The organism is Haloplanus sp. XH21, from assembly GCF_023276355.1.
Taxonomy (GTDB): Archaea; Halobacteriota; Halobacteria; order Halobacteriales; family Haloferacaceae; genus Haloplanus; species Haloplanus halobius.
In genome coordinates this window covers 950,428-973,854 of sequence record NZ_JALLPL010000001.1, presented here as the reverse complement: position 1 = coordinate 973,854, position 23,427 = coordinate 950,428, and the positions used below count along the sequence as shown (strand labels likewise).

20 protein-coding genes are annotated in these 23,427 nt (G+C 53.0%); 13 read left to right on the top strand and 7 right to left on the bottom strand.

Annotated elements, in window-relative coordinates; genetic code table 11:
- The first annotated feature begins 23 nt into the window (after positions 1-23).
- From MXB53_RS04945 to MXB53_RS04920, 6 genes are read left to right on the top strand one after another with little or no spacing between them, the layout of a single operon-like run.
- Entirely contained in the window at positions 24-1,394 is a 1,371-nt protein-coding gene (locus MXB53_RS04945; RefSeq protein ID WP_248896130.1) for a metallophosphoesterase family protein, read from the top strand.
- Positions 1,391-4,084, top strand: coding sequence for an AAA family ATPase (locus MXB53_RS04940; RefSeq protein WP_248896128.1), 2,694 nt, complete (start codon positions 1,391-1,393; stop codon positions 4,082-4,084). The genes MXB53_RS04945 and MXB53_RS04940 overlap by 4 nt, the downstream gene beginning before the upstream one ends.
- Complete coding sequence (locus MXB53_RS04935; protein WP_248896126.1) at positions 4,084-5,295, top strand: DNA double-strand break repair nuclease NurA; 1,212 nt, start codon at positions 4,084-4,086, stop codon at positions 5,293-5,295. The genes MXB53_RS04940 and MXB53_RS04935 overlap by 1 nt, the downstream gene beginning before the upstream one ends.
- Before the next feature lie 3 nt (positions 5,296-5,298).
- The gene (locus MXB53_RS04930) at positions 5,299-5,916 is read left to right on the top strand and encodes a DUF8166 family protein (protein ID WP_248896124.1); all 618 of its coding nucleotides are present in this window, start codon (positions 5,299-5,301) and stop codon (positions 5,914-5,916) included.
- Positions 5,917-7,548: an ATP-binding protein gene (locus MXB53_RS04925; protein WP_248896123.1), complete on the top strand. Its 1,632-nt coding sequence runs from the start codon at positions 5,917-5,919 to the stop codon at positions 7,546-7,548.
- A 26-nt stretch (positions 7,549-7,574) separates the two neighbouring features.
- On the top strand, positions 7,575-9,239 hold the full coding sequence (locus MXB53_RS04920) for an ATP-dependent nuclease (RefSeq protein ID WP_248896122.1): 1,665 nt from the start codon (positions 7,575-7,577) through the stop codon (positions 9,237-9,239).
- 6 nt (positions 9,240-9,245) lie between these two features.
- Here the strand turns inward: MXB53_RS04920 and MXB53_RS04915 are convergent, their stop codons facing one another.
- From MXB53_RS04915 to MXB53_RS04885, 7 genes are all read right to left on the bottom strand, one after another.
- Positions 9,246-9,647 carry a winged helix DNA-binding protein gene (locus tag MXB53_RS04915; RefSeq protein ID WP_248896120.1) on the bottom strand — a complete coding sequence of 134 codons (402 nt, stop codon included), beginning with the start codon at positions 9,645-9,647 and terminating at the stop codon, positions 9,246-9,248.
- A complete protein-coding gene (locus tag MXB53_RS04910) occupies positions 9,644-11,548 on the bottom strand; it encodes a type IV secretory system conjugative DNA transfer family protein (RefSeq protein WP_248896118.1) in 1,905 nt (634 codons plus the stop codon). Before MXB53_RS04910 ends, MXB53_RS04915 begins: the two co-directional genes overlap by 4 nt.
- Positions 11,545-12,516, bottom strand: coding sequence for a DUF8128 domain-containing protein (locus MXB53_RS04905; RefSeq protein ID WP_248896116.1), 972 nt, complete (start codon positions 12,514-12,516; stop codon positions 11,545-11,547). Before MXB53_RS04905 ends, MXB53_RS04910 begins: the two co-directional genes overlap by 4 nt.
- The gene (locus tag MXB53_RS04900) at positions 12,513-14,684 is read right to left on the bottom strand and encodes an ATP-binding protein (protein ID WP_248896114.1); all 2,172 of its coding nucleotides are present in this window, start codon (positions 14,682-14,684) and stop codon (positions 12,513-12,515) included. Before MXB53_RS04900 ends, MXB53_RS04905 begins: the two co-directional genes overlap by 4 nt.
- Positions 14,671-15,759 carry a TrbL/VirB6 family protein gene (locus tag MXB53_RS04895; protein WP_248896113.1) on the bottom strand — a complete coding sequence of 363 codons (1,089 nt, stop codon included), beginning with the start codon at positions 15,757-15,759 and terminating at the stop codon, positions 14,671-14,673. The genes MXB53_RS04900 and MXB53_RS04895 overlap by 14 nt, the downstream gene beginning before the upstream one ends.
- Complete coding sequence (locus MXB53_RS04890; RefSeq protein WP_248896111.1) at positions 15,759-16,160, bottom strand: hypothetical protein; 402 nt, start codon at positions 16,158-16,160, stop codon at positions 15,759-15,761. Before MXB53_RS04890 ends, MXB53_RS04895 begins: the two co-directional genes overlap by 1 nt.
- Positions 16,161-16,361: 201 nt before the next feature.
- On the bottom strand, positions 16,362-17,198 hold the full coding sequence (locus MXB53_RS04885; protein WP_248896109.1) for a transcriptional regulator FilR1 domain-containing protein: 837 nt from the start codon (positions 17,196-17,198) through the stop codon (positions 16,362-16,364).
- A gap of 261 nt (positions 17,199-17,459) precedes the next feature.
- On the opposite strand from MXB53_RS04885, the gene MXB53_RS04880 reads away from it, so the two are divergent.
- The 7 genes from MXB53_RS04880 (at position 17,460) to MXB53_RS04850 (ending at position 23,415) form a co-directional block, all read left to right on the top strand.
- Positions 17,460-18,347: a DUF932 domain-containing protein gene (locus tag MXB53_RS04880; protein WP_248896107.1), complete on the top strand. Its 888-nt coding sequence runs from the start codon at positions 17,460-17,462 to the stop codon at positions 18,345-18,347.
- A 228-nt stretch (positions 18,348-18,575) separates the two neighbouring features.
- Positions 18,576-18,716, top strand: a complete 141-nt coding sequence (locus MXB53_RS04875) for a hypothetical protein (protein WP_248896105.1) — start codon at positions 18,576-18,578, stop codon at positions 18,714-18,716.
- A 17-nt stretch (positions 18,717-18,733) separates the two neighbouring features.
- Positions 18,734-19,153, top strand: coding sequence for a hypothetical protein (locus MXB53_RS04870; RefSeq protein ID WP_248896103.1), 420 nt, complete (start codon positions 18,734-18,736; stop codon positions 19,151-19,153).
- A gap of 84 nt (positions 19,154-19,237) precedes the next feature.
- The gene (locus MXB53_RS04865; RefSeq protein ID WP_248896101.1) at positions 19,238-19,870 is read left to right on the top strand and encodes a DNA-methyltransferase; all 633 of its coding nucleotides are present in this window, start codon (positions 19,238-19,240) and stop codon (positions 19,868-19,870) included.
- A gap of 70 nt (positions 19,871-19,940) precedes the next feature.
- Positions 19,941-20,480 (top strand): TATA-box-binding protein, encoded by a 540-nt coding sequence (locus tag MXB53_RS04860; protein ID WP_283102231.1) that lies wholly within the window; start codon positions 19,941-19,943, stop codon positions 20,478-20,480.
- A gap of 71 nt (positions 20,481-20,551) precedes the next feature.
- Positions 20,552-22,132 carry a type I restriction-modification system subunit M gene (locus tag MXB53_RS04855; protein WP_248896097.1) on the top strand — a complete coding sequence of 527 codons (1,581 nt, stop codon included), beginning with the start codon at positions 20,552-20,554 and terminating at the stop codon, positions 22,130-22,132.
- Positions 22,129-23,415, top strand: coding sequence for a restriction endonuclease subunit S (locus tag MXB53_RS04850; RefSeq protein WP_248896096.1), 1,287 nt, complete (start codon positions 22,129-22,131; stop codon positions 23,413-23,415). Before MXB53_RS04855 ends, MXB53_RS04850 begins: the two co-directional genes overlap by 4 nt.
- Positions 23,416-23,427: the final 12 nt, after the last annotated feature.

Here is a 23,427-nt window from a genome sequence, read left to right as displayed (position 1 = left end):
AAACTACACGAGGATTACAAACTATGACTCAATCAAACCAAGATCCACGTTTCGTTCACCTTTCAGACGCACATATCGGCCACCGGCAGTACGGTGTGAAGAAGCGGCGTGATGATATGTACATGACTTTCCGGTCTGCGATTCTCGATGCTATCGATGAGGGTGTGGATTTCGCGGTTTTCAGCGGCGACTTGTTTCATAATAAGGATGTGAATGCGCGGGCGTTGAGTGATGCCGAGAACGGTCTGGAAGAGTTTGACGAGGCCGGGATTCCTGTTGTTGGGATCCAGGGGAATCATGATGCAAATCTGTACAAGGAGGATTTGAACTGGCTGGAGTATCTGCACAGTCGGGAGCGTCTGATTCTACTGGAGGCGAATTTGCAGGATGAGGGACCGGTTTTTGAGAAGCATGATTTTGAGGAGCCTGGTACGTCTTCGGGTTATGTTGATTTGAATGGTGTCCGTGTTTTCGGGCTTCAGTACTTGGGTCAGCGAACCTCCGACTACTTGGAAGAAGTTGCAGAAGCGATTAAGAGAGTGAATGAGGAGGAGGGTGAGCCGGAGATGACGGTTCTTCTGGGCCACTTCGGCGTTGAGGATCATATCCCTGGTGTGGCTGGTGGCATCTCTTTCAACCAGTTGGAGCCGTTGGAGGAGGTGGTTGATTATCTGGGGCTGGGCCATCTTCACAAGCGGTACAGTCACGGTGACTGGGTGTTCAATCCTGGTTCGTTGGAGGCTCACGACACCCGAGAGGCTCAATGGGAGCACGGCTACTACATCGTCGACGTCGATTCAGACGGTTTCGAGTACGAGTTTAATGAGTCGAAGCGGCGGCCGTTCTACCGGTTTAGCGACGACGTCTTCGTTGATGACTACAATACGCCCCAGGAGTTCAAGGAAGGGTTCAAGCAGAAGTTGGAGGAGGAGCTTCCGAAGCTTCGAGGGAAGCAGCAGAAAGAGTACTACAAGGCCGGTGGGAGTGTCCGTGACCCGGTGATCGATCTCCGTTTGAAGGGCCTGCTTCAGTTCAATCGTTCCCAGCTGGATATTGACTGGGTTCGTGACTTGGTCGAGGAGCAGACGGATGCGCTGTACGTGAACTTGACTGATGCGACCGAGTCGAAGGAGATCGCGGATATCGAACAGGAGCTTGACGGCGATATTCGTGGAGAGGATGAGCAGATTGATCGAGGCAAGTTGGAGGCTGCGGTTTTCCAGAAGTTGGCGGGCCAAGATTCCCGGTTCCGTGACCGAGAGGAGGAAGTTGCGGAGACCTTGTCCGTGGTTAAGCGAAGTGTCTTGGAGGACGAGTCTCCGGAGTCTGTGGCGGAGACGGTGAAGAATCGGCGGCGTGAACTGTTCCCTGATATGGGAGGTGGTGACGAATGAAGATCACCGAAGTCGAACTTTCCAACATCAAGAGCTACGACGACGCGATCAACAGCATCGACCTTACCGAGGGCGTCAACGCGATTGTCGGCAAGAACGGTTCGGGCAAGTCCACGATTCAGGAAGCGGTCGGATTCGCCCTATTCGATTTCCTCGGAGTCACACAGGAAGACTTCGTCCGGGACGGGGAGAACTCGGGAAGTGTCCGAGTTACGTTCACCTCGAACAAGGACGGCGAGGAGTACACTGTTGAACGCTACGCTAAGCGGTCGAAGTACCGGGTGATCCGGGAGCGGGATAACAAGGAGCTAGATCTCTCGGGCAAGGATGAAATCCTGTCTTGGCTGCACGAGCATCTCGGGATTCCCGAGGAGACGGAGTTGGAGAAGCTGTGGAAGTCGAGTATCGGTGTTCCGCAGACCCAGTTTACCGACGACTTCGCCAAGACACCCAGTAAGCGTGAAGGCGTTTTCAATCCGCTTCTGGAGGTTGACGTATACGATGAGGCTTGGGACGATCTCTTGGACGTGAACAAGGCGATCAAGCGGGAGAAGCAGGACTTGAAGGAGAAGATTGAGAACCTGAAAGGCCAGGTCGGGAATCTCGACAAGAAACGAGAGGAGAAGGAAGAACTAGAAGAAGAGATTGAGGAGAAACAGGACGCGCTTGAGGAGTTAGAGGAAGAACTGGAAGAATTAGAGGAACGTGAAGAGGAACTCGAAGAACTGGAGGGGGAAATCGATGAATTGGAGAACAAGATAGAGCAGAAAGAGAATACTATCGGGAACAAGGGAGACGCTCTCGAAGACGCAGAGACAGCGTTAGAAGAGGCGAAAGAGGCCCAGGATATTATCGACGAGGTCAGGGACGAGTACAATGAGTACGAGAAGAAGTCGGACCAGCTGGACGATCTCCGTGAACTGGAGGAGGAACGCGATGGTATCCAAGAGAAGCTGAACGAGTTAGAGAAAGAGCAGGGCCGACTTGAGGAGAAGGTAGGCAACTTGGAGGACGACGTCTCCGATGCTAAGGAAGCGAAAGAGACGATGGAAGAGTTGGAGGACGACGTCGACCGACAAGAGGAACTGGAGGATAAATTAGACGAGTTGGAGGACAAGGAAGAGAAAATCGAGGATCTGAGAGATGATCTGAGTGAGGCCGAGGACGAGTTAGAAGATATTGAGGATGACATCGAAGAGTTAGTAGAGGAAATTGAGGAAATCGAGGAGCTGGAGGACAAGGCCGAGCAACTGGATGACTTGGAGGAAGAAGAGCAGGGTCTGAACGACGAGAAAGCTGGTTTAGAGGCTCGGGTTGAGGACTTAGAGGAGGCTATCGAGACGCTGGAGGACACCGAAGAGGCGGAGTGTCCGACCTGCGGCCAAGACTTGGATCAGGAACACCGGGAGTCCGTACTTGAGGAGAAACGCAGTGAAAAGTCCGAAGCCGAGGATCGAATCTCCGAGATCGAGGAAGAGCTGAACGAATTGGAAGACGATATCGAGGAAGCCGAGGAAGCCAAGAAGCAGGTAAACCGGCTTGATGATCTTAACGACAAGCTGGAAGGCTGGAAAGAGAATCGAGAGAAGCAGGAAGACGAGATCGGCGAGATAGAAGACAAGATCGACGAGCTGGAGGAAGAAATCGAAGAGAAAGACGAGGTCGAACAGGAGTTGGAAGAGCTCGATGATCCGAAAAGTGAGTACCAGACGGCCGAGGCCACCTACGAGAACAACGAAAACGCGGAAAACAAACTAGAGGAGGTCGAAGAAGAACTCGGCGAGTTGAACAACCGGATCCGGGAGAAAGAGGAGGAACTGCGGGAGTTCGAGGGGCTTGACGACGAGATCAGGGAGATAGAACAGCGCCTCGAAGAGCTTGAAGACGCGCATCAAACGTATATTTCGAAGAAGGAGACAGCCTCGAAGGTCGACGAGCGACAGGAGAAAGTCGACGAGCTTGAAGAAGAGATTGATGAGTTAGAGGAAGACGTCGAAGGCCTTGAAGAGGACCTTGAGGAGCTTGAGGAAGAGTTCGACGAAGAAGAGTACGACGAAGTGAAGGAGCGGATCAAGGAGCTTCAGGGGAAGACAGGAAACCTGAGCGGCCAGATCGAAACTCAGAAGGAGAATCTGAGTGACTTAGAGGAAGAGATCGAGGAGTTGGAAGAGCAAGAAGAAGAGCTGGAGGAGAAGCAGGATGAGTTCGAGGAGTTGGAGGCTGACTTGGAGTTCGGCGAGTTCATCCGGCAGAGTATCAAGGATGCCCGGCCGTTGATGACCGAGATACTGGTGAAGGAGATATCGGCCGAGGCCAACAAGATCTACCGCCAGCTCCGAGGAACTGCTACGGAAGAACTGGAGTGGCGTCCTGACTACGAGATTGTTGTTCGGGAGAATGGGAATGAGAAAGGGTTCGACAAGCTGAGCGGCGGGGAGCAGATGAGTGCTGCCTTGGCGGTCCGCCTCGCCATCTTGGAACTCCTGAGTGATGTCGACCTGGTGTTCCTCGACGAGCCGACAACGAACCTCGACGAAGAGAAGCGGCGTAACTTGGTGGATCAACTTCAGAACTTGGAAGGGTTCGATCAGTTGACCGTGATCAGTCACGACGACTCCTTCGAGAGCGTGACGGAGCACGCGATCACCTTGGAGAAGATCGACGGTTCAACCGAGGTGAGGGCTCAGTAATGCCGCTTTATCGAGACAAAATCGCGCAAGAACTAGAGGACAAGAAGTCGGATTTCAAATCCGGGATAGGCCAAGATGTGGTTGAGGAGTTCCAGGATGCGGCTGGTGAACTCTCCGATCTTTCACGGGGAGAGATAGAGGAAAGGTTGGAGGAGTTTGAGTTGCCGGCTGCCCTCCCTACGGAGGAGTTTGAGGAGGAAGACGGTCTCACCGTCCGGTTTGAGGAAAGCAGGGAATGGGGGTCACATGAGGCGGTGAATGACTGGGCGCGAAGTCAGATCGAAGGTATTCCCACGATTTCGGCGGATGGGTCGCAGATTGACCCGGTCAGTGAATTCGAGAAGCCTGTTGGACTGGTTCAGGCGGTCTGGATTGCTAATAATCATACTACGGATGGTGACTACGAAGAGGACGCTGAGACTGAGGTTTTGACGCCGGAGGATCTGCTTTTCGAGGATCCGAATACGGGCCTGCTTCAGGTTGACGACGAGGAGGTCTCGATAAGCCGATTTGAGCTTGAGATGAAGGTTCTGGAGCGGCAGATCAAGAAACACGCTGATAGCGAAGACACACCGGTAGTACTGTACGACGGACCTCTCGTTCTCTCGTTTGCTCAGATGTTCAGTAGCCCGGTTCAGGATAGATACAGTGAGGCCTTGGCTCGGCTGTTAGCGGCCAGTGAGCATCACGGCGTGCCTGTAGTCGGGTATACTGCGGGTTCGAAAGCCAGTGACCTGGCGAAGATGATTGAACGGTTAGATTTGGTGGATCTCAGTCAGTCTGTCCGGGACTACCAACTGGTCGACGAGTTAGTAGAGGATTGGGGGGACAGGACGGTTGTATTCAATTCGCGTAGGGATAACTCGCTTAATTGGCTTCAGATAACGTACCATGGCCAAGAATACGATTTTTCGGAAGATATCCTATTTACGTATCTCAAGACGGATTCCGGGCCTCAAGTCGACCGAATCGACTTTCCTCGATGGGTTCAGGAGGAGGGCTTGGTTGACTATGTCTTAGCGGCTATCCGTGCAGAAGTTGGTGTCGGCCGCGGGTATCCGGAGATTCTCCAGGCTGTTGATGCGGATGCGGTTATCAGCCGGGAGGAGCGGGAGGAGTTCCTGCGGATGTATCAGGGTTTCTCGGAGGAGAATGATATTGAGCTGCGGTGGAATAACAAGGCTCTCAGTAAGAAGAGGAGGCGTAGATAATCTATGAATGAAGACGATACACAGATTGGGAAGGTCGTGGGTTCGAACTCCCACATCGACTATGTCTGCGAAATCTACAGCGATGGGATGCGGGAGACTCCGCCGGATCCTACGGACTACGAGTTCGGCCAGTTCGTCTATATCCAGAAGGAGATCGTTGATCGGGAGTGCTGTTTCATCGGTGTGATCTACGATACGTGGATCGTGGATCCAGATCAGGGCCGGACGGGGCCACGTCTCGCCCAGCCTGAGGAGCAGAACATTTTCCAGCCGAGCTACGTTGATGAGAAGCAGGTTTTGACTGGTATTGCACTGTTGGGCCACGTCACTGTAGAAGACGGAGAGATTGTTGAGGCAGATCATTCGATTCCGCGGTGGACACTGGAGGTAGGCGATGTGGTGCAGAAACTTTCGGACGAAGAGATGGTGGCTTTCCACGAGGTCGACGGGGAAGTGAAGTTGGAGTACTATCAGCGGGTAGTGGATGTAGCCGGTGGCTTTGCCGAGGACATCCTCTCGCAGATACTGGAACGGTTGAAGCAGAAGAGGCCCGGTGAAGCCGATGCGTTGGACGTGATTCAACGAAATCTGGAGTGGCAGACGAAAATGGAGGAGATGTAGATGGTCGACGGAATCGTATCTGAACCGGGCGAGGAGGCCAACGAATTCGTCTTCGTTACCCCGGACGATACGGAGATCAAGAACGGCGAGTTCATCTACTATACTGGGTCTGTCGAGGTCGAGAATGATGATGGCGAGGTGGTGGAGCGGACGGAGAAGATCTTTGCCCGTGTCACCGGACGAGAGCAGAAACGCGGGTATCCGGATCAGTTCATGTCCGATCCCGGTGTCTCTCCCGAATCCGTTGCTGGGAAGCTCGGTATCGCTACCGAAGGCGTAGACCTGTACCGTTTGAATGCGACAGTTATCGGGTTCTACGATGACCGATTGAACGACTTTACGAATCCGCGGATCGTTCCGAAGCCGGGTACTGAGATCGAGCTGGCAACCGATGAAGACTTGGAAGAGTACCTGACTGAGGCAGACGAGGGACAGGATGGTTCGGCGTACATCGGAGACCTGCTTCACAGGCCGCCGGGAAGCACCGATATCCACCTTCCGATAGACAACTTCGCCTCGACACATCTCTCGATCTTGGCCTCGACGGGCAGCGGGAAGTCCTACACCGCCTCTGTCCTCATTGAGGAGATGATGCAGCCGGATTCCCGTGCCGCTATGCTCATCGTCGATCCGCACGGCGAGTACGGCTCGCTCAAAGAGATGGAGGATGACGGCAGGTTCAGCGAAGGGGATTACTCACCGGAGGTCGATATCAAGACTCCTGACGATATCAAGATCCGGATCTCTGAGCTTTCGCTGTCGGATCTCTTCTCCGTAGTCGACGATCCCTCCGATGCACAGGAACACGTCCTTTCCGAGGGCTGGAGTGCGTTGAAGAATGACTCCGATGTCGATTTCGAGTACGTTACGCTGGAGCAGATCAAGAGCCGGTGCCACGACGTTGCGGATAACGAGAGTACTGCGAACGCGTTGGAGTGGCGGCTGGACAAGGCGTTAGACCGAGACCTGTTCGATCCGAACAAGCATCTCTCTCTGTCGGAATTATTGGAGCCGGGGAAGTGTACTGTCCTCCAGTTGGATACGATGGCTCTGCGCGAGCAGCAGATGCTTCTCTCGGTGTTGTTCCGGCGTATTAACCGGGAGCGCGTGAAGCACGAGAAAGGGGATGATAGCGAGTTGGATTTCCCTGTTTTCAGTCTTCTTGAGGAAGGCCACCGCTTTGCTCCAGCGGATGGCGATGCCCGTTCACTCGGTGTCCTGAGTACGATCCTGAGCGAGGGCCGCAAGTTCGGGATCGGGATCGGGATTATCAGTCAGCGTCCGAGCAAGATTGACGACGATGTCCTGTCGCAGTGCAAGACGCAGATCATCATGCAGATCCAGAACCCGTTGGATCAGGACGCGGTGAAGAAAGGTGTCGAGGATGTGGGCGAAGACCTGCTTTCCGAGCTACCAGGCCTTACTCCGGGACAGGCGATCATCGCCGGCGACAGCGTCAACACGCCGTTCCCGGCCCGTATCAGAGAGCGGTACACGACTCACGAAGCCGAAAGCGTGCCTGCGACCGAGGAGTGGCAGAAGACGTGGAAAGCCAATCACAGAAGGCAGACGGAGGGCGTAGCCGATCCCGAACAGGAAGAGGGAGCGGAGGATAGAGATGCTAGACTCTAAGATCAGGAAAGAGGTGATTTGAATCCATGTCGGTTCTAACTGTTGAATCCGTGGAGGTTCGCAATTTCAAATCAATTGCCCACTCGGGCAAGGTTGATATCACGGACTTCAACGTCTTAGTGGGAAAGAATGACGCTGGGAAGTCCTCCTTGCTCCAAGCCTTGGAGATCTTTCTAAATGCGGGTAAGCCGAGTCACAACCAGTTTCATAAGTACCGTGATGAGGATATCGAGATTGAGGTTTCTTTCTCTGAGGTTCCTGATGAGCTTGGAGAGGTGCTTAGCGAAGAATATTATGATGGTTCTGAGTTCGTTGTCACACGGGAATTCTATAAGAGAAGTTCTACGACACCGGGGGCTACGACGTATGTTAACGGGGAAGAATTGTCGTCGGGAGCCGTCAACACAGGTGATGAGGATCTATCGAAGGCGAAGTCTAGGGACTACATCTGGGAGTACATGCCGTCTCCTATACTGATTGAGGCGGAAAGGGATGTGAGTGAGGAAACCAAGCTGAAGGGAGGAACGTTGCTGAATCAACTCTTGGTTCCGGTATTGGAACAGGGCGGAATTGGGGAGAGTGAGACGATACGTGAGACGAAAGAGTCTCTGGAGGCTACTCTGGCTGAAACGTCGAATGAGATCGGAGAGCAGCTGACTGAGAGTATTCAAACCCACCTCCCAGACGTAGAGGAGATTAATATTCAGCATGGGGGTGTAAGCCTGCAAAAGGCGATTTCTCCGACTGTGGAACTGAAGGATGAATATCTTCCAGATAGCGTCGATATCTCGGAGAGAGGGTCTGGAGTGGGGAGCCTATTCATTCTGTCCTTGATGCAGGCTTACGTTGATATGCAGGTCGGAGAGGGGTATTTTGTTTTGTTTGAGGAGCCGGGAAACTGGTTACATCCGAGTGCGGAGAGGAAGATGTTGGATGCACTGAGAGGGATTTCAGAGGAAGGCGGTCAAATAATGCTGACAACGCATTCGGAGGTGTTCATAGACCGTACCGAAAAGGGACGACTCTATATTGTGAAGCGTGAGAACGGAGAATCTCAATTTGAACAGGTCGAAGAAGACGCGTTCAGAGCTGTTGATGAGATCGGCGCGAAAAACAGTGATTTGCTTCAGAGCGATTTCGTCCTCTATGTTGAGGGGCCTTCGGATGCGAGAATTATTGAGGAAGTCTGTCGGAATGCGTTTGAGAGCTGGGATAGCAGAAATGTCATAATTCAGCACTTGGGAGGGACTGGGAATCTTGAGTACTGTGATCCGGGTGATTTGAAGAAGATCAATCGTGACTGTGCATTTCTACTTGACAGTGATAGGGAGTCAGCAGATGATGAGCCTAATTCTGTAGCACGGGATATACAGATTGAGGCAGAAGAGGAGGGGATTCCGTGTATGATTCTTGATCGTACTGCGATTGAGAATTACTTCTCAGCACAAGGAGTAAACGAGGTGTTTGGACTCTCTGTTGATCCTGGATTCGTACCTGAATATGGGGATCCAGTAGAGGAGATAGAGCGTCAAATCGAAATAGAACACTTACCAGAGGGCCATTCCGCGGAAGACTCCTATTCGAAGGTCAAGCATGGTAGGGAGGTCGTCAGAGCGATGTATGACCAAGGGGAAAGGATCGAGGAAATAGAGGTATTTGTTGATAGCTGTCTGCCAAGTCAGGAGGATTAGTTCCCTTCACTCTATCCTCTCCAGGATCTGCTCCCGAAGAGTGTCTATTTTCCTATCTATCCGTTCTACCTTTTCCTCCAACTGATGTACTTTCTCCACGAGTTCTCGGTGGGTCAGGTTCTCGTACTGGTCTAGATCCTTTTCTTCGTGTTCCAGTCGCTGTTGGCCTTTGTCGGTTAGTTCTGATTGTTTTGGGTGTTGGAAGACGCGTTTCTGGCCGTTGATTTCGCGTTTGACCATGCCGTCGGGTTTCTCGACTTGGATGAGGCCGTGTTTTTCGAGTTTTTTGAAGGCGTAGGTGACGTGGTGGTTTTCGAGGGTGGTGGCTGCGGTGATCTTCTGGACGTCGTCTTTCCCGTTGGCGATGCAGGTGAGGATGATGCGGTCTTTCTCTCTGAGTGAGGTCATTGTTCGAGGAGGACGCACTGGGTTTCGAGTTCGGTGCAGAATCCGTCTTCCTCGCGGTAGAGGCAGAACTCTTCCAGGTCTTCTCGCTGGTTGTGGTCGAGTTCCGGGCATTCGATCTCCACCTTGTCGCGTTTTCTCAGGTCTTCGTTGGAGAGTTCGAGGATCCGGTATTCGACCTGTTTCAGTTCGTCTATGTCGGTGACTGGTTCTCCGTCGACGGTGTAGTAGCTGTAGCTCCCATTCTCGTCTTCGTATTCTGAGCCGCGTCGGTTGACGGGGTTGGAGACGATGTTCTCCAGTTTCGCCGCGTCTCCTTCCTCGACGACGAAGAAGACTTCCCGGTCTTCCTTATGGCCGCGCCGCAGGTTTTTGAGTACTTTTCCTGGTTTGGAGAGCGTCTCGCATTCGGCTTCCAGGTGTGCGATTTCTCCGTCAGGTAGGTGAACGTGACCATCGGGTTTCTCCTCGTTATGTCCTTGGTGTAGCAGGGTGGTCTGGAAGCCGCGTTCGTCCAGCTGTTTCTTCGCCTGTGCGAGCATTTCCTGATGCTTTTCGTCGCCGGCGTTGGCCTGGTTGCCGAGGGATTGTTCCAGCTTGATCTCCGTCGTGGAGGTTGAGGCTGCCTGGTGTTCTTTGATCTGTTCTACGTCGCTGTAGTCTGCGTTCCACGGTGGGTAGGTGTCGAAGGTGACTGCGTCTCGCTGGTTTCGTTCGGCGGGTTTCTGGATCGCTGCCCGGTACTTGCCGAGGGAAGTCAGTTCATGCTTGCTGATTCCGTGGAGCATTCCGGCGATCCGGTTTTCGTCTTCGCTTCCGCTGGGGTCGAAGAATATCTTGGTGCGGCAGTTGTTGGATACCGCTCTCCGCATCTCGGTGGAGAGTTGCTGGAGGTACTGGGTGGCGAGCCAGCAACCAAGCCGGTACTCTCGAGCCTCGCTAAGGATCTTGGTGAAGTTACTGCCTTCGCCAGCGAAGTTCTGGAGTTCGTCGACGTACAGGTAGAACGGTGTTCTTTCCTCCTCCGGTTCGGTGATCCTGCTCTGTGCCGCGGCCCATATCTTGGTGATGACTATAGAGCCGACGAGTTCCGAGACGGTTTCGCCAACCTCTCCCTTCTGTACGTCGACGAGCAGGATTTTGCCTTCATCCACTACTTCGCGGAAGTCGACGCCGGAGTCTTTGGCCCCGATCACTCTCCGGATGGTGGCGTTCATCACGAAGTCGTTGAGGCGGCGCTGCAACGGCTCCATATCGTAGGAGGACATGTCTTCCTTGATTCGGACGAGCTGTTCCCGTATCACCGAGTCTTGGGTTTGGTCGATTAGTTCGGAGAGTTGATCTTGGTTGATGACGCAGCGGAAGACGTCGATCAGTGTTTTCGATTCTCCCTGTTTGATGTTGAGGTCGAGGTGGGCTCGGAGCAGGGTTTCGAGGACGCGGCCGAACTGGTCGCCCCAGTTCTCGCTTTGGCGTTTGAACAGGTCGATGAGGTCGGAGACGATGATCTCCTTCTGGTTTTCTTTCTGCGCCGTGTTCATGTCCTCGGTGATGTAGGGTTCGAGGACGTTGATTGGCGTCACCGGTTCCTGGGCCGGGTTGATGTAGACGACATCTTCGACCCTGTCTTCGGGGAGTTTGGCGAGGAATTCGTCGATCATCGCTCCTTTCGGGTTGATAATGCAGATGCCGTGCCCTTTCTCCGCGTCTTGGAGGGCGGCGTGGAGCAGGAGTTGGGTCTTGCCGTGACCAGTTGGGCCGACGTTGAGGACGTGTGTCCGTCGCTTGTCGTCGTCGAGGGTGATGTTCTCCTCGACGCCCATGATGGAGTTGCGGCTGCCGAGGTAGGTGATCGACTGGTTCCCGGTGCTCTCGATCAGGCTCTGAACTTCTTCGGGAGTCATGGCTGTGCGTTTCGGATGTTCTTTTGGTTGCGGTCGGGGATTGAGACGAGTGCGGCGAGTTCGCTGGGAGTGGTGCGGAAGCTGCGGCTCCAGCCTCGGTACTGCCTATCGGCTACAGCCTGGGCGAACCGGAGGATCTGTGACCTCCGTAGGGAGCGGACGGTTACGGCGTTGAGGTACTGGCCGGTGTCGGGGTTTTCGTAGATGTTGAAGGCTCCGGCCAGCTCTTTCACTCGGCTTGCGGTGTACTCTCCGGAGCCGATGAAGAGGAAGCGGATCGCAGTCTTGAACCGGCCTGTCCCTGCTTTTCGGTCGACCTGTCTGGCCTGTGTCTTCTCCCGTTTGGTCGGCGTCCTGTTTCCCCACAGCTTCTCTTTCTCTTTTTTGAGGTAGTTGCGGCGTTTGTAGGCCCAGGTCTTCCACCACCAGTTTCGGACTGGTTGGCCGACTATCGGCGTAAACAGAAGCTGGACGACGACCCGTGTGTTCTGCATGGCGTGCCGGTGTAATGCTGACGCTAGCGAGTTCGTGGGCGGGGAGTCGAAGTCGGTGCGGAGTGGGAAGTAGCTGGGACGTCCCGTGGTCAGCAGTCCGCCCCCTACTGTTGTCTCCTCGGCGACAGGCAGTCCGGAGACTCCGTCGTTGAATCCGATTCCGGGGATGGTGTCGGAGAGGTGTGTCCGCAGTTTTCGCTCCAGGCGTTTGGTCGGGACGGTGAACTGGAACGTCAGATTCGAGTTGCGTCGGATCTCGAAGACGGTGGTGGGCGAAGCGTTTCCGAGTCCGAGTACTTTGGTCTGGAATTCAGTGATGTTCTGGATGAAGTCCGATAGTGTCGACGGTATCTCTCCGTTCCGCGGTGGTCGAACCTCGACGGTGTAGCCTCCTCCTTTTGTTTCTCGGAGGTGTTCGGCCTCTCCCTCTGTCAACGAGATGTGGTCGTTGAGGAGGGCTAATTTCAGGTTCATAGTTTGACCCTCCGTTTTTCGATGAGTTCGTGTTCGGTGTCGGTGGCTTCTACTCGGACTCTGGTGTCGAGGTTGCCGGAGATTTTGACGAGGCCCTCGCTGTGGTCGGCGTCGGTCCCTGTCTTCAGTTCGAAGAGTTCCTGCTTCTCTCGCTGGGAGAGGTCGAAGTAGTCGACGACCGAGTCGGGAACGCGGTCGTGCCGCATGAAGATCTTGCCGGGCATGTTGTCGAGGATTTCTCGGCCTTCGCGGCAGTGGGTGAAGTGGGAGGCGTTCTGTGTGACGAGGGTGATTGCGGTGTTGGTGTCTCGGCCTTCGAGGACGAATTGGTTGAGCACGTCCCGGCCGTGGTCGTGGTTCATCAGGATTCGGGCCTCGTCGATGACGACCAGGGTTTTCCGCCGGTCCTGAGAGACTTGGTTGTAGAGTTTTTCGACGAGTTCGGCTAGTCTATCCGCGTTCTCCTGTTTCCCGCGTTCCTTGACCTCGAAGCTGACCACGTCTTCCTCGAGTTTCGATCCGACTTTGATGCCGGCGTGGAGGGTGTGGGTGGTTCCGCCGAGGCTGTCGATCAGGTGTTTGTACTCTTTTTTCGGGTCGACGACGATGATTTGCAGGTCGTCGTAGACGAGGTAGCTTCGGAGTATCTCCTGTTTGGTGGCGTAGCTCTTGCCGGAGCCGACCATTCCCATGCGGGCCATGGAGTGGCTCGGCCAAGAGAATCGGTCGAGGAGAATCGGTGTTCGGTCGGACGTGTCGATTCCGTAGATCACACCTTTGGCTTCCTCAATTGACTGGGTGACGAAGGGAAGGCCTGCGGCGGCGGAGGCCGCGGGCACGAGCAAGCGCTGGTCGAGCCTGTCGGGGTAGAACAGCGACTGGGTTTGGTAGGCTTGGTCAGTACAGAAGACCGGCTGCTGGTAGTCTATCTGCAGGGTCTTGAGCCGGTTGCAGAGCTGTTCGAAGGCCTGCTGGCAGATCTCTTTGTCCGGGTGGTGGACGGTGATGTACGTGCTGTAGTCGACGGGCTGATCCTCACGATCCGCGAGCAGATTGAGGATCCACTCAACGTCGTCCAAGAGGGACTCGAGTTTGTTCGTGCCGCGGTAGCCTTGGCTGAGGAAGGAGTCGATCTCGGCGTTCAGCTTTTCCGACAACCGCTGAAGTTTTCGACTGGTCTTCCCGGAGTTTCGCGGTCTGATGACTTGGACGACATCGACGAGACCATCGGTCCTGAGCAGTTCTCGCGGCCAGCCCAGTTCGACGTTCGAGGGATACTCCGTGATCGAAACGGTGCGTCGGTACTCGCCTTCTTCTTCTTCGGGATGAGCTGTCCAGTCCCAAGTCTCCTGTTCCGGATCGTCGAGGTCTGCCACGAGTCTCTCAAGTTCGTCTTCGACGACGAGATCAGCGGTCAGATCTGCCGTGTTGAATTTGCTCAGGACTTTGCTCGCTCGGTTCTCCAGTTCCTTCCGAACCGCGAAGCCCTGTTCTTCCTCCTCGAAGTCGATGGGAAGCCACTCGACTTCCTCGACCGGGAGTAGCTCGGTGATTGGAGGCGCTGGTTCCTCGACTCGAAGCACGATGTAGTGCTTGGTGATGGTGAACTCTCGTTCGGCGAGGTCGGCGCAGTAGTCGATGTAATCCTCTCGGAGCGGTCCGTCCGAATCTCTCTGTTTGAGGTGGTCGACATAGTCCGTGAGTTCGAGTTGTTCCTGCCGGGAGTGGACTTCGAGCGGGTAGTTGACCGCGTGGATCAGCTCCCGGTAGATGTTGTGGACGGCCCTCTGTTCAGCCTGGGTTTTCATTTCGAGGTTAGTGGGTTGAACCTCAACCACCGCGACAGCCGAACCGTCGTGGGATTCAACGACACCCTCGTCGATGCTTTCGACTTCAGACGTTTCCGACAGCTGCTCGATGGTTTTCCACCGGATTGCGTTGTAGAGGTGGTTGTCGAGCGGTCGTCCGTACGGCTTCCAGGCGCTCCACACGATCCCGATGATGGCGGCGATGAACAGCCAGCCGAGGGTGGCCAGGGACGGCGATCCGTAGGACTGGAAGATGACGGTCAGGCTGGGAGTTCCAAGTCGGATCAGGTCTTTCGGCGTGAGGAAGCCGAAGAACTTGGTGGGGACTTGGATGTCTCCCGGCATTCTAATCTTCGTCATCGTTCCATCCTCCGTCGGTGACTTTTTCTTGGCTCTTGCGCCGCCGGTAGGCCTGAAGCCGGTTCCTTTCGTCTTGGTTTAGCTGGAGGCCACCCCTCGTATTCCTCTTCTTTTTGACCCTCTTGGTCAATTTGGACGAGAAGCTGCGGGCTTTCCCGACTGCCATCTGTGAGGCTCCGTAGAGCTGGTAGGGGACGAAGAGGAGGAGGCTGAAGGATGCGACTCCGAGAATCCAGTTTGAGAGTGCTTGGGTTCCTTGGAAGAGGCTGGTGGAGAGTAGTGACATGGAGAGCTTCAGGACTAGGACGTCGAGTGGTCCCATTAGGAGGGCTGCGAACCAGCCTGCGATGAAGGAGTCGGAGTATCTTCGCACACGTGGGAGTGACCATCCGATAGCGAGTAGTGGTGAGATTGCGGCGACGAACATGATGTAGACGTTGCGGATGAGGAAGACCACGACGACAGCCAGCAGGAGGGCCGAGTTGATGACGTATGCCAAGTATATTCCGGCGGAGACTCCCGCTGCCTGCATCGACGACATGGAGAGTCCGCTGGGTGCGAAGGCTTGGACCAGGGCGTTGCTGAAGTCGACGCCGAGTTGTAGGACCGGGAGACTGATCGTGGCGAAGATGAGGGCCAGTATGGTTCGGGGTAGAATCATCCGAATCTGTCCGTAGGAGATGCCGAGGATAGGCCCGATCATGTAGAGCAGGCCCGCGGCCATGAAGACGAGTGAGGAGAGTAGGAAGGCGACTGGCAGCGTAAGCTGGTGGATTTCTTCGACCGCTGGGTTCGGATGGACTGCGGGTATGGTTGTCAGTACAAGGGTGAGCTGGCGGAGCAGTTGTTGTGCAAGCGTCTTGAATGGGTGGAACAGGACGGCGATCAGCACGTCTTCTAAGGTGGCGTCCCAGTCGCCGGTGAACTCTTGGATCGCCTCGACGAGTTCGTTGATCGCGTCTATAATCCCGCTGTTGTCCTCTTCTTCGTCTTCAGTATCCTCTTGCGCGATTCCTGGTGCGACACATACTGTGAGAACGATTAGAAGCACGAAAGACGCGTGTGCGTACTTCATCAGCAGACCACGCCTCCAAGCTGATTTATAATAAACTGGACAATCATGTTCGCGCTCAGGAGCAGAACGGTGCCGACCAGCACGCTTTTCGCAACCTGCTTCCCACGCCGATTGTACTCCTGACCTGGAACGATGATCAGGATCCCGGCCGTGGTGAATCCGAGCGTAGCGAGTCCAACCCCGCCGAGGAACGCCAGCTCGGTGAGGGAGTGAAGCAACTGGAACAGCGGTTCGAACGCCTGTGATGATGAACAGTTCAGCGTTCCGTGCGAGGCAGTTGCTGGAGTTGTGAACAGCAGAACTGCTGGAATCAGCCGGAAGAGAACCCGTTTGGTTTGTTCAGCTCCGATTCGACCCGCTCTTTCCGCCGCTTTTTTGACCTGTCCGGTAAACTCTGTCATGGGGAGTTCCTCCGTTTACTGCGGTGGCTCCCGTCAGTGCTCGCGGATCACACCGGCCTGGATAGTTGGAGTGACCCGTGAGCGCTACATTGCTTCGCGCCTAGACTACGGTAGGGTCTAGAGACAGGTTAGAATATATAACCTTTCACGAAAATTTCGGTGAGATAAACGTCTGACGGATGTTTCGGCTACCGATAATTTCTATCGGTCATTTTCGACCGGGACGGACTCTTCTCCCTTCTCAGTGTATCGGTCAACTAGGTTAGAGGCCCAGTTCACAACATCTTCGTTGGAACTGACTAGATAGACGTCGGGTGCTCCTTGGTCAACATCAGTTGTCAAAATTCCCACTATTTCACCATCAAATATGGTGATACTATAGTCGGTTGGAATTTCCTCAGAGACGGTAATGTGCGTTGAACCGTTTGCGTACATCTCTTTCCACCGCTTGAATGCTTCCTCGTCATTTCTAACGGCCTTTTCCATGTCAATACTGGATACAACGTGTATACTATCCAGTTCGCCGCTTACCAGCTGTTTTCTTACGTATTCAGGATCGTAGGTTCGATGGATGACTTCCCTAATTTCGCTGGCTTCGTCGATCATTTCGTGATATAGACGCTTAGCATGATTTCTCCCAGAGTCCTCACTCTGGACTTCTATACGGGCGTTAGCTAGGTACTCCAGTTCATTTTGATCAAGAAACTCGTCGAAGTTACTGATCTGCCTCAGGAATGGGGTGAGAGGGAATAGCCTATTGATGATATGTGCATCTTTCATCCAGTTATGCATATGCTCGATTGCGATCTCGCCCGTGGGTGTGAGTTCGTAATTCCCTCGCGAGATTTTGTTCAGTAGGCCGCGTTTTTCAAGCTTACCAAGCTGAGTACTTTTAGTTGAACGATTTATTTTGATATCCGGCAGATACTCCTGCTCTTCCTCGCCTTGATAGAATTCGAGAAAGGCGTATGTACGATTAGGTGTTCCAAAGAGGAACTCCATCAACTCATAGTCATTTTCAAACGGGGATTCTGACATATACGCTGGTTGTAATTTCCCCAAGTAAAAGTTTGGAAGGGAGAAAATTTCGGCTGTAGCAACTTCTCGATGCTGAACCTATCTCTTCAAACGAAGCTCGGCGTCTAGGTTCTGACCTAAGGGTACGTACCGTTTCCATTCTATACAAGGTGATACTCTATTCAAGGTGAACAGTACGCTTTCGACGATTTAGACGAGCTTTACGAAACCGCTGAACAGCTTCCTGAGGTCGACCGTCACGACGTCTACGCCCACCACTCCGTGGATGATGAGTGGGAGGAGGTGCCGTACCGCGACAGTCTCTGGACGGATGATGGGAGAGCGACCGGCGTGGTCTCCGCCTCTCAAGACTTCTATAACATCATCCAGTACGGCGATATTCTGGAGACTATCGGTGACGCCGTCAACCGCCACGAAGACATTACGCCGAGAGGCAGGGTCTCGATCTCGCCTACAGCCCACAAGATGTCGGCTTCCATCAACTTCTACGGGGCCACGGTCTACGCCAACGAGGACGACCCTATCGACCTCGGGTTACAGGTGCAGAGCGGGCACTCCGGCTTCCACGGCTTGAAGTACGATGTGGGTGCAGAGCGCCAGGTATGCAGTAACGGGATGACGGCCTTCATCTCCGACCTCAGCTTCGACCAGACCCACAGCGACCCGTTCCAGCCCAGCCTAGCGTACAACGCTGTCGACGCTGTCATTGAGAGTCCGGTGGAGATTGAGCACCGACTGGCTGAGGCTCAGAATCGGGAGTTGATGAATCAGGATGAGGCCCTGCTGGTCCTGATGGATTCGGGTATCGGCCAGTATCTCGAACAGCCTGTCCCGGATCTACTCAATGCGTTGTACGATGAGGTTGAGGATCCGGAGGCTCCGACGCTGTGGGAGACGTACAACGCGGCCACACGCGCCCTCACGCACTACACCCATGTTCCTGACTACGAGTTAGCCGACGGGTTTGAACAGGCGGCCCAGCTCCTCGAAACGGGCAGGAACGAGATTCCGGAACCAGAACGACTGGGACAGCAAGCAGTTGAGAGACGAACCCGTGACCTCGTTGAGCGGGGAGATACTGAGCCACTGTGGGAGGGCGAGACTGAAACCCTTCGAGAACTCCGGGAACTCCACGACGTGGAGGCATGAAGCAGATGCTGATTCCACGAGATCGAAATCCGGAGCGATGGGTAGCGGTGAGGTACAATTACTGACTTCGACGAAGAGGAACCGATAGCCCAGTGGGAGGCCGCTTTCCTCCCGGACTGGGAGTGGGAGGCCTACGACAAGGAAGAGGACGGCGTCTACTTCGGCCGCGTCCGCTCCCCAAACACGTACGGGGAATGGGAGTACGGCTACTTCTCCCAAGATCAGCTAATGGAGGCAGGAGCTTACCGAACCGACCTAGATCCGGAGGACGAGGCACCGCTGTTCCCTGATGGCGGAGAAGTTGAGGATATCGTCGCAGTCTACGAAACCGAGTTAGAAGCAATGCTGGAAGAAGGTGATGACGTATAGACGCAGTCGATGAAATCTTGGAGGAGTACGTCGACGAGCGACACCGGTTCCAGAGAAAACCGTACTGGCTATTCCTCGACGCCCAAGACGAACTACAGTGGGAGACGTTCGCGTACTTTCCCGAGGCACACTACAACCGGGAGATCAGCAAGCGGATCAAAGAAGAATGGGAGCAGGAGATTCTGCCGGACGGCGGTTCAAGGACGCAGTACTACTGGAGCGGCGAAGAGGGAATCGTCTACCACACCGACGCCGGCGACGAAATGGTCGATCCGTTCTTCGGCTCCATCGAAGAAGCAGAACACTACCTAGAAAACCTGGCAGATAGACACGGAAAAGAGCAGTACATCGGGTTAGTACTGAGAAAATCCGGGAACAGAAAAGTCGAGGAAGCTACCGAAGTCCTCACAGAACAGAGCGGGTTAGCGGACTGGTGATGGTTCGTTAAGAGGGATATCATACTTCAGGGAGATTTCCGGGACTGCATCGAGAAGATACCTGACAAGTCGGTGGATCTCGTATTGACTGATCCTCCGTACAATCTCTCCTCGGATTTCAAAATCGAATTTCCTGACCGAAGCGACGTCGGCTACGAAGCTGGGGATTGGGATGACGGCAGTATTCAGCCACAGGACTGGATATCTGAGGTTGTGCCTCTATTGAAAGAGACAGGTGTAGTGATCGCATTCTACGATAATCGGAAGATGGGGGACGTGATCTCGGCAGTTCGGGATGCTGGGCTTGAGCTCCGACAGAAGGCGTACTGGCACAAGACCAATCCAACTCCGCAGATGTTCGGCGTGAAATGGCAGGAGGCAGTTGAAGAGCTTATTATCGCAACAGCAAATCAAGGGGAGGGACATCACTTCCAAGAACATCTGGGGCAGCGTCACAACGTCATCAAGGCGTCAGTCAACGGCAGAGGCACAGGCGAAGATCATCCGACTCAGAAACCGGAGGAACTCATCGCGGAGCTGATCAAGTGGTGGAGTAAGGAGGGCGACTTCGTCGTTGACCCGTTCGCAGGAACTGGGACAACTTGTGTAGCAGCCCAGCAACTCGGTCGCCACTATCTAGGTATCGAGATAGACGAAGAGTACGTAGAAATTTGCAGGGAACGGCTCCAACAGAAATCCCTCCGGCATAACTGGTGATGCAGAGTCGATAGCTTCGGAAGAACTGAAGGGGGAGGTGGTCAAAATCTAATGTAGAGAATAATTTGCTATGCACGTTGTGAGTACGATGGGGAGCGGTGATCTGAGACGCGAACTTGAGTTGGATTCTGTAATTCAGGCTCTCAAAGAGGAGTTCGATATCGAGGCAAACAAGCATAGCAACTCGATGGCCACCGTTCGATTAGAATCAGGGGGCCCTGCGTTTACTCTCTATCGCACTGGTTCGTACCAGATCCGAGGGACGGAGAGTAGACAACACCTATTCGACGCAAATAAAGAACTTCTGAGCGCCCTCAGAGGAATTGGCTTGGAAATCCCCGACACTGCCTTTGATCACAAGAATTCAGTCTATCTTGAAGACCTTGAGACCACGGTTGAGCTAGAGACTTTAGCTGTTCATCTCGGCTTAGAAAACGTGGAGTACGAACCGGAGCAGTTTCCTGGAGTCATCTATAGACCGCCAGAGCCCGGTACAGTAAATCTAATATTTGCAAGTGGAAAGACGATCATCAGTGGCACTATTCACGAGGAAATAGCTCAGGAATCTGCCGCACATCTGCGCCAAAAACTGGCCAGCCTCTCAACCTAAATATCGTATAGCGGTTTCGAGGTGATCGTTTCAGCGCAACCCTTAACAGAGTATCCTTAGCACTACTACCCATGGCTATTGCGGGGAATTCTAACGGCGAGCTTGAAAAGAAGCTCTGGGAAACTGCAGAGAAACTACGAGGGCCTGTTGATCCATCGGAATACAAGGATTTCGCTCTCGGGCTTCTGTTCCTCAAGAGTATGTCTGACTCTTTCGAGGCGCGTCGACAGGAACTTGAGGAGAAAACCCGCGATTCTGATTCGCGCTACTATACTGAGGACGAGCAGGAACGACAGTACATTCTGACTGACAAAGATGAATACAAACGAGAAAACGTCTTCTACCTCCCCGAAAAGGCACGTTGGCAGTACTTCGTCGACAACGCAACTGACCCACAAATCGGGAAAAAGATCGATGATGCGATGCGAGCAATCGAAGACGAAAATCCTCGACTCAAAGGTATTTTACCTAAGGGGTACTCCCGGTCTTCGCTCTCCGATAACTCCTCAGATGCGTTAGAAGGCCTGATCAATCTCTTTGCAGACCTCGATATGGAGGCAAGTAACGGAGATCAAGATGAGGACATCTTTGGCCGCATCTACGAATACTTCATCAAGCAGTTCGCAATGGAGGGCGGCCAGAAAGGAGGCGAATTCTACACACCAAAGAGCGTCGTCGAACTCATGGTTGAAATCCTCGAGCCATACGAAGGCCGAATCTTTGACCCCTTCAGCGGTTCAGGCGGTATGTTCGTCCAAAGCCAGAAATTCATAAAAAGCCACGGCGGAGACACGGACAAGATCTCCATCTATGGCCAGGAGATCAAGGAAAGCACACTCCAGATCTCCAAAATGAACCTCTACCTTCGAGGTCTGGACGGAAACATCAAACAAGGGGACAGCATCCTCAACGACCAACACAAAGGCCTCGAAGCAGACTACATCCTGACGAATCCACCGTTTAATATGAGCGAATGGGGGAAAGATCAGATAGCGGACGACGATCCCCGATTCAAATACGGAATTCCTCCCACCAATAATGCTAATTATGCCTTCATTCAGCATATGATTCACCATCTCAATGATACAGGGATGGCAGCAACAGTCATGGCAAACGGCGCCATGTCTGCCCAGAACAATGAAGGAGAGATTCGAAAAGGGATAGTCGAAGACGATCTGCTGGACACTGTAATCGCTTTGCCGAAAGAGTTGTTCTATACGACTAGTATCCCAGCATGCATCTTCATTCTAAGCAAAGGAAAAGAGGACGATCAATATCGGGACAGAAGCGGAGAGACCCTCTTTATTGATGCGACAGACCTCTATGAAAGCGTTAATCAAACACAAAATGAGTTAGGGGAGAGCCAGATAGAGAAAATTGCAAACACGGTCAGATCCTATCGAGGAGAAGAAGGGGTCGAAAGCTACGAAGATCAGAAGGGCTTCTGTAAGGTGTCGGATATTAATGAAATTTCAGACAACAAGTATATCGTCACTCCCGGAAGATATGTTGGGGTTAGAGAAGATGACGATAACGACGAACCCTTCGAGAGGAAAATGGAGAGGCTATCATCCGACCTCCGAGAGAACTTCCAAAAATCAAACGAGTTACAGAAGAAAATTGAGAAGAGCCTTCAGGAGGTAGGATTTTGACTTCAGAACAGCAGACGTTTGACACTTCGGGGGAGGCCCGTTCCCTAGAATTGCGGGATGCAACTACCCATATCGTCGATTCAGAGCACAAATCTGCACCAGAGATAGAAGAAGGATATCCATATGTGAAAACGTCAGATATAGAAAATGGTCGGATCCACTTTGAGGATGTCTCTTATGTGGGTGAAGAATCCTATGAGGAGTGGACAAGACGGTTAAATCCTGAACCAGGTGACATAGTTCTTACCAGAGAAGCCCCAGTCGGTAGAGTCGGTATTGTTCCGGAAGGAAAACAGATTTGCTTGGGTCAACGTACTGTTTTAATAAGGCCAAATCCCGAAATCTTAGATAATCAGTTCCTTAGATATCTTCTACTTACTGATGAGGTCCAAAATAGATTTGAAGCTTTGAGTACGGGATCCACTGTAGATCATCTAAATCTGAGTGATCTGAGATCTTTTGAACTCCGAGACCTGCCGAGGCTTGAGGATCAGAAAAAGATTGGGACTATTTTGAGCTACTTTGACGAGAAAATCAAGACGAACCAGAAAATAAATTCACTTCTTGAGGAAGTAGCACGATCTCTATTTGAGTACCGGTTTGTAGATTTCGAACCCTATGATTCATTTAAGGATTCAGAACGTGGTCAAATCCCTGATGAGTTTGAGGTGGCAGGATTAACGGATATTACTGACGTAGTACTGGGTGGAACGCCAGATTCTAGTGAAGACTCTTATTGGGGCGGCGATATTGTATGGGCAAAAGCTAAGGACGTTTCGAATGAACAAGAGGCATTCATCTCTGAAACTGAAAAGAATATAACGGAGAAAGGGTTGGAAGAGAGCTCCACGGAGATAGCCCCAAAAAATTCGACGATCATTACAGCAAGAGGAACAGTAGGCGAGTTAGCGATGCCTGCTTTCGATATGGCGATCAACCAATCCTGCTACAGTCTTGTTTCAGAACGAGAAGAGGACAGGTATTTCGTCTACTTCCTGATGGATGCGATACTAAACAATCTAATGAGTAGAACTCATGGAACCGTATTTGACACGATTACTAAGAGAACCTTGAACGAGCAAGACGTGGTTCTTCCTCCTGAAGAAGATCGGGCGAAATTCCACGATCAAGTTACAGCAACGATAGAACAGATTAGAGAAAACCAGATAGAGAATAGAAATTTGGAGAGTCTTCGTGATACACTTCTCCCAAAATTGGTGTCGGGGGAGGTCAGGGTTAATGACATTAGTCTTGATGATTTAGAGGTTGGTAGTGAGGTTTGATGGGTTATGTCT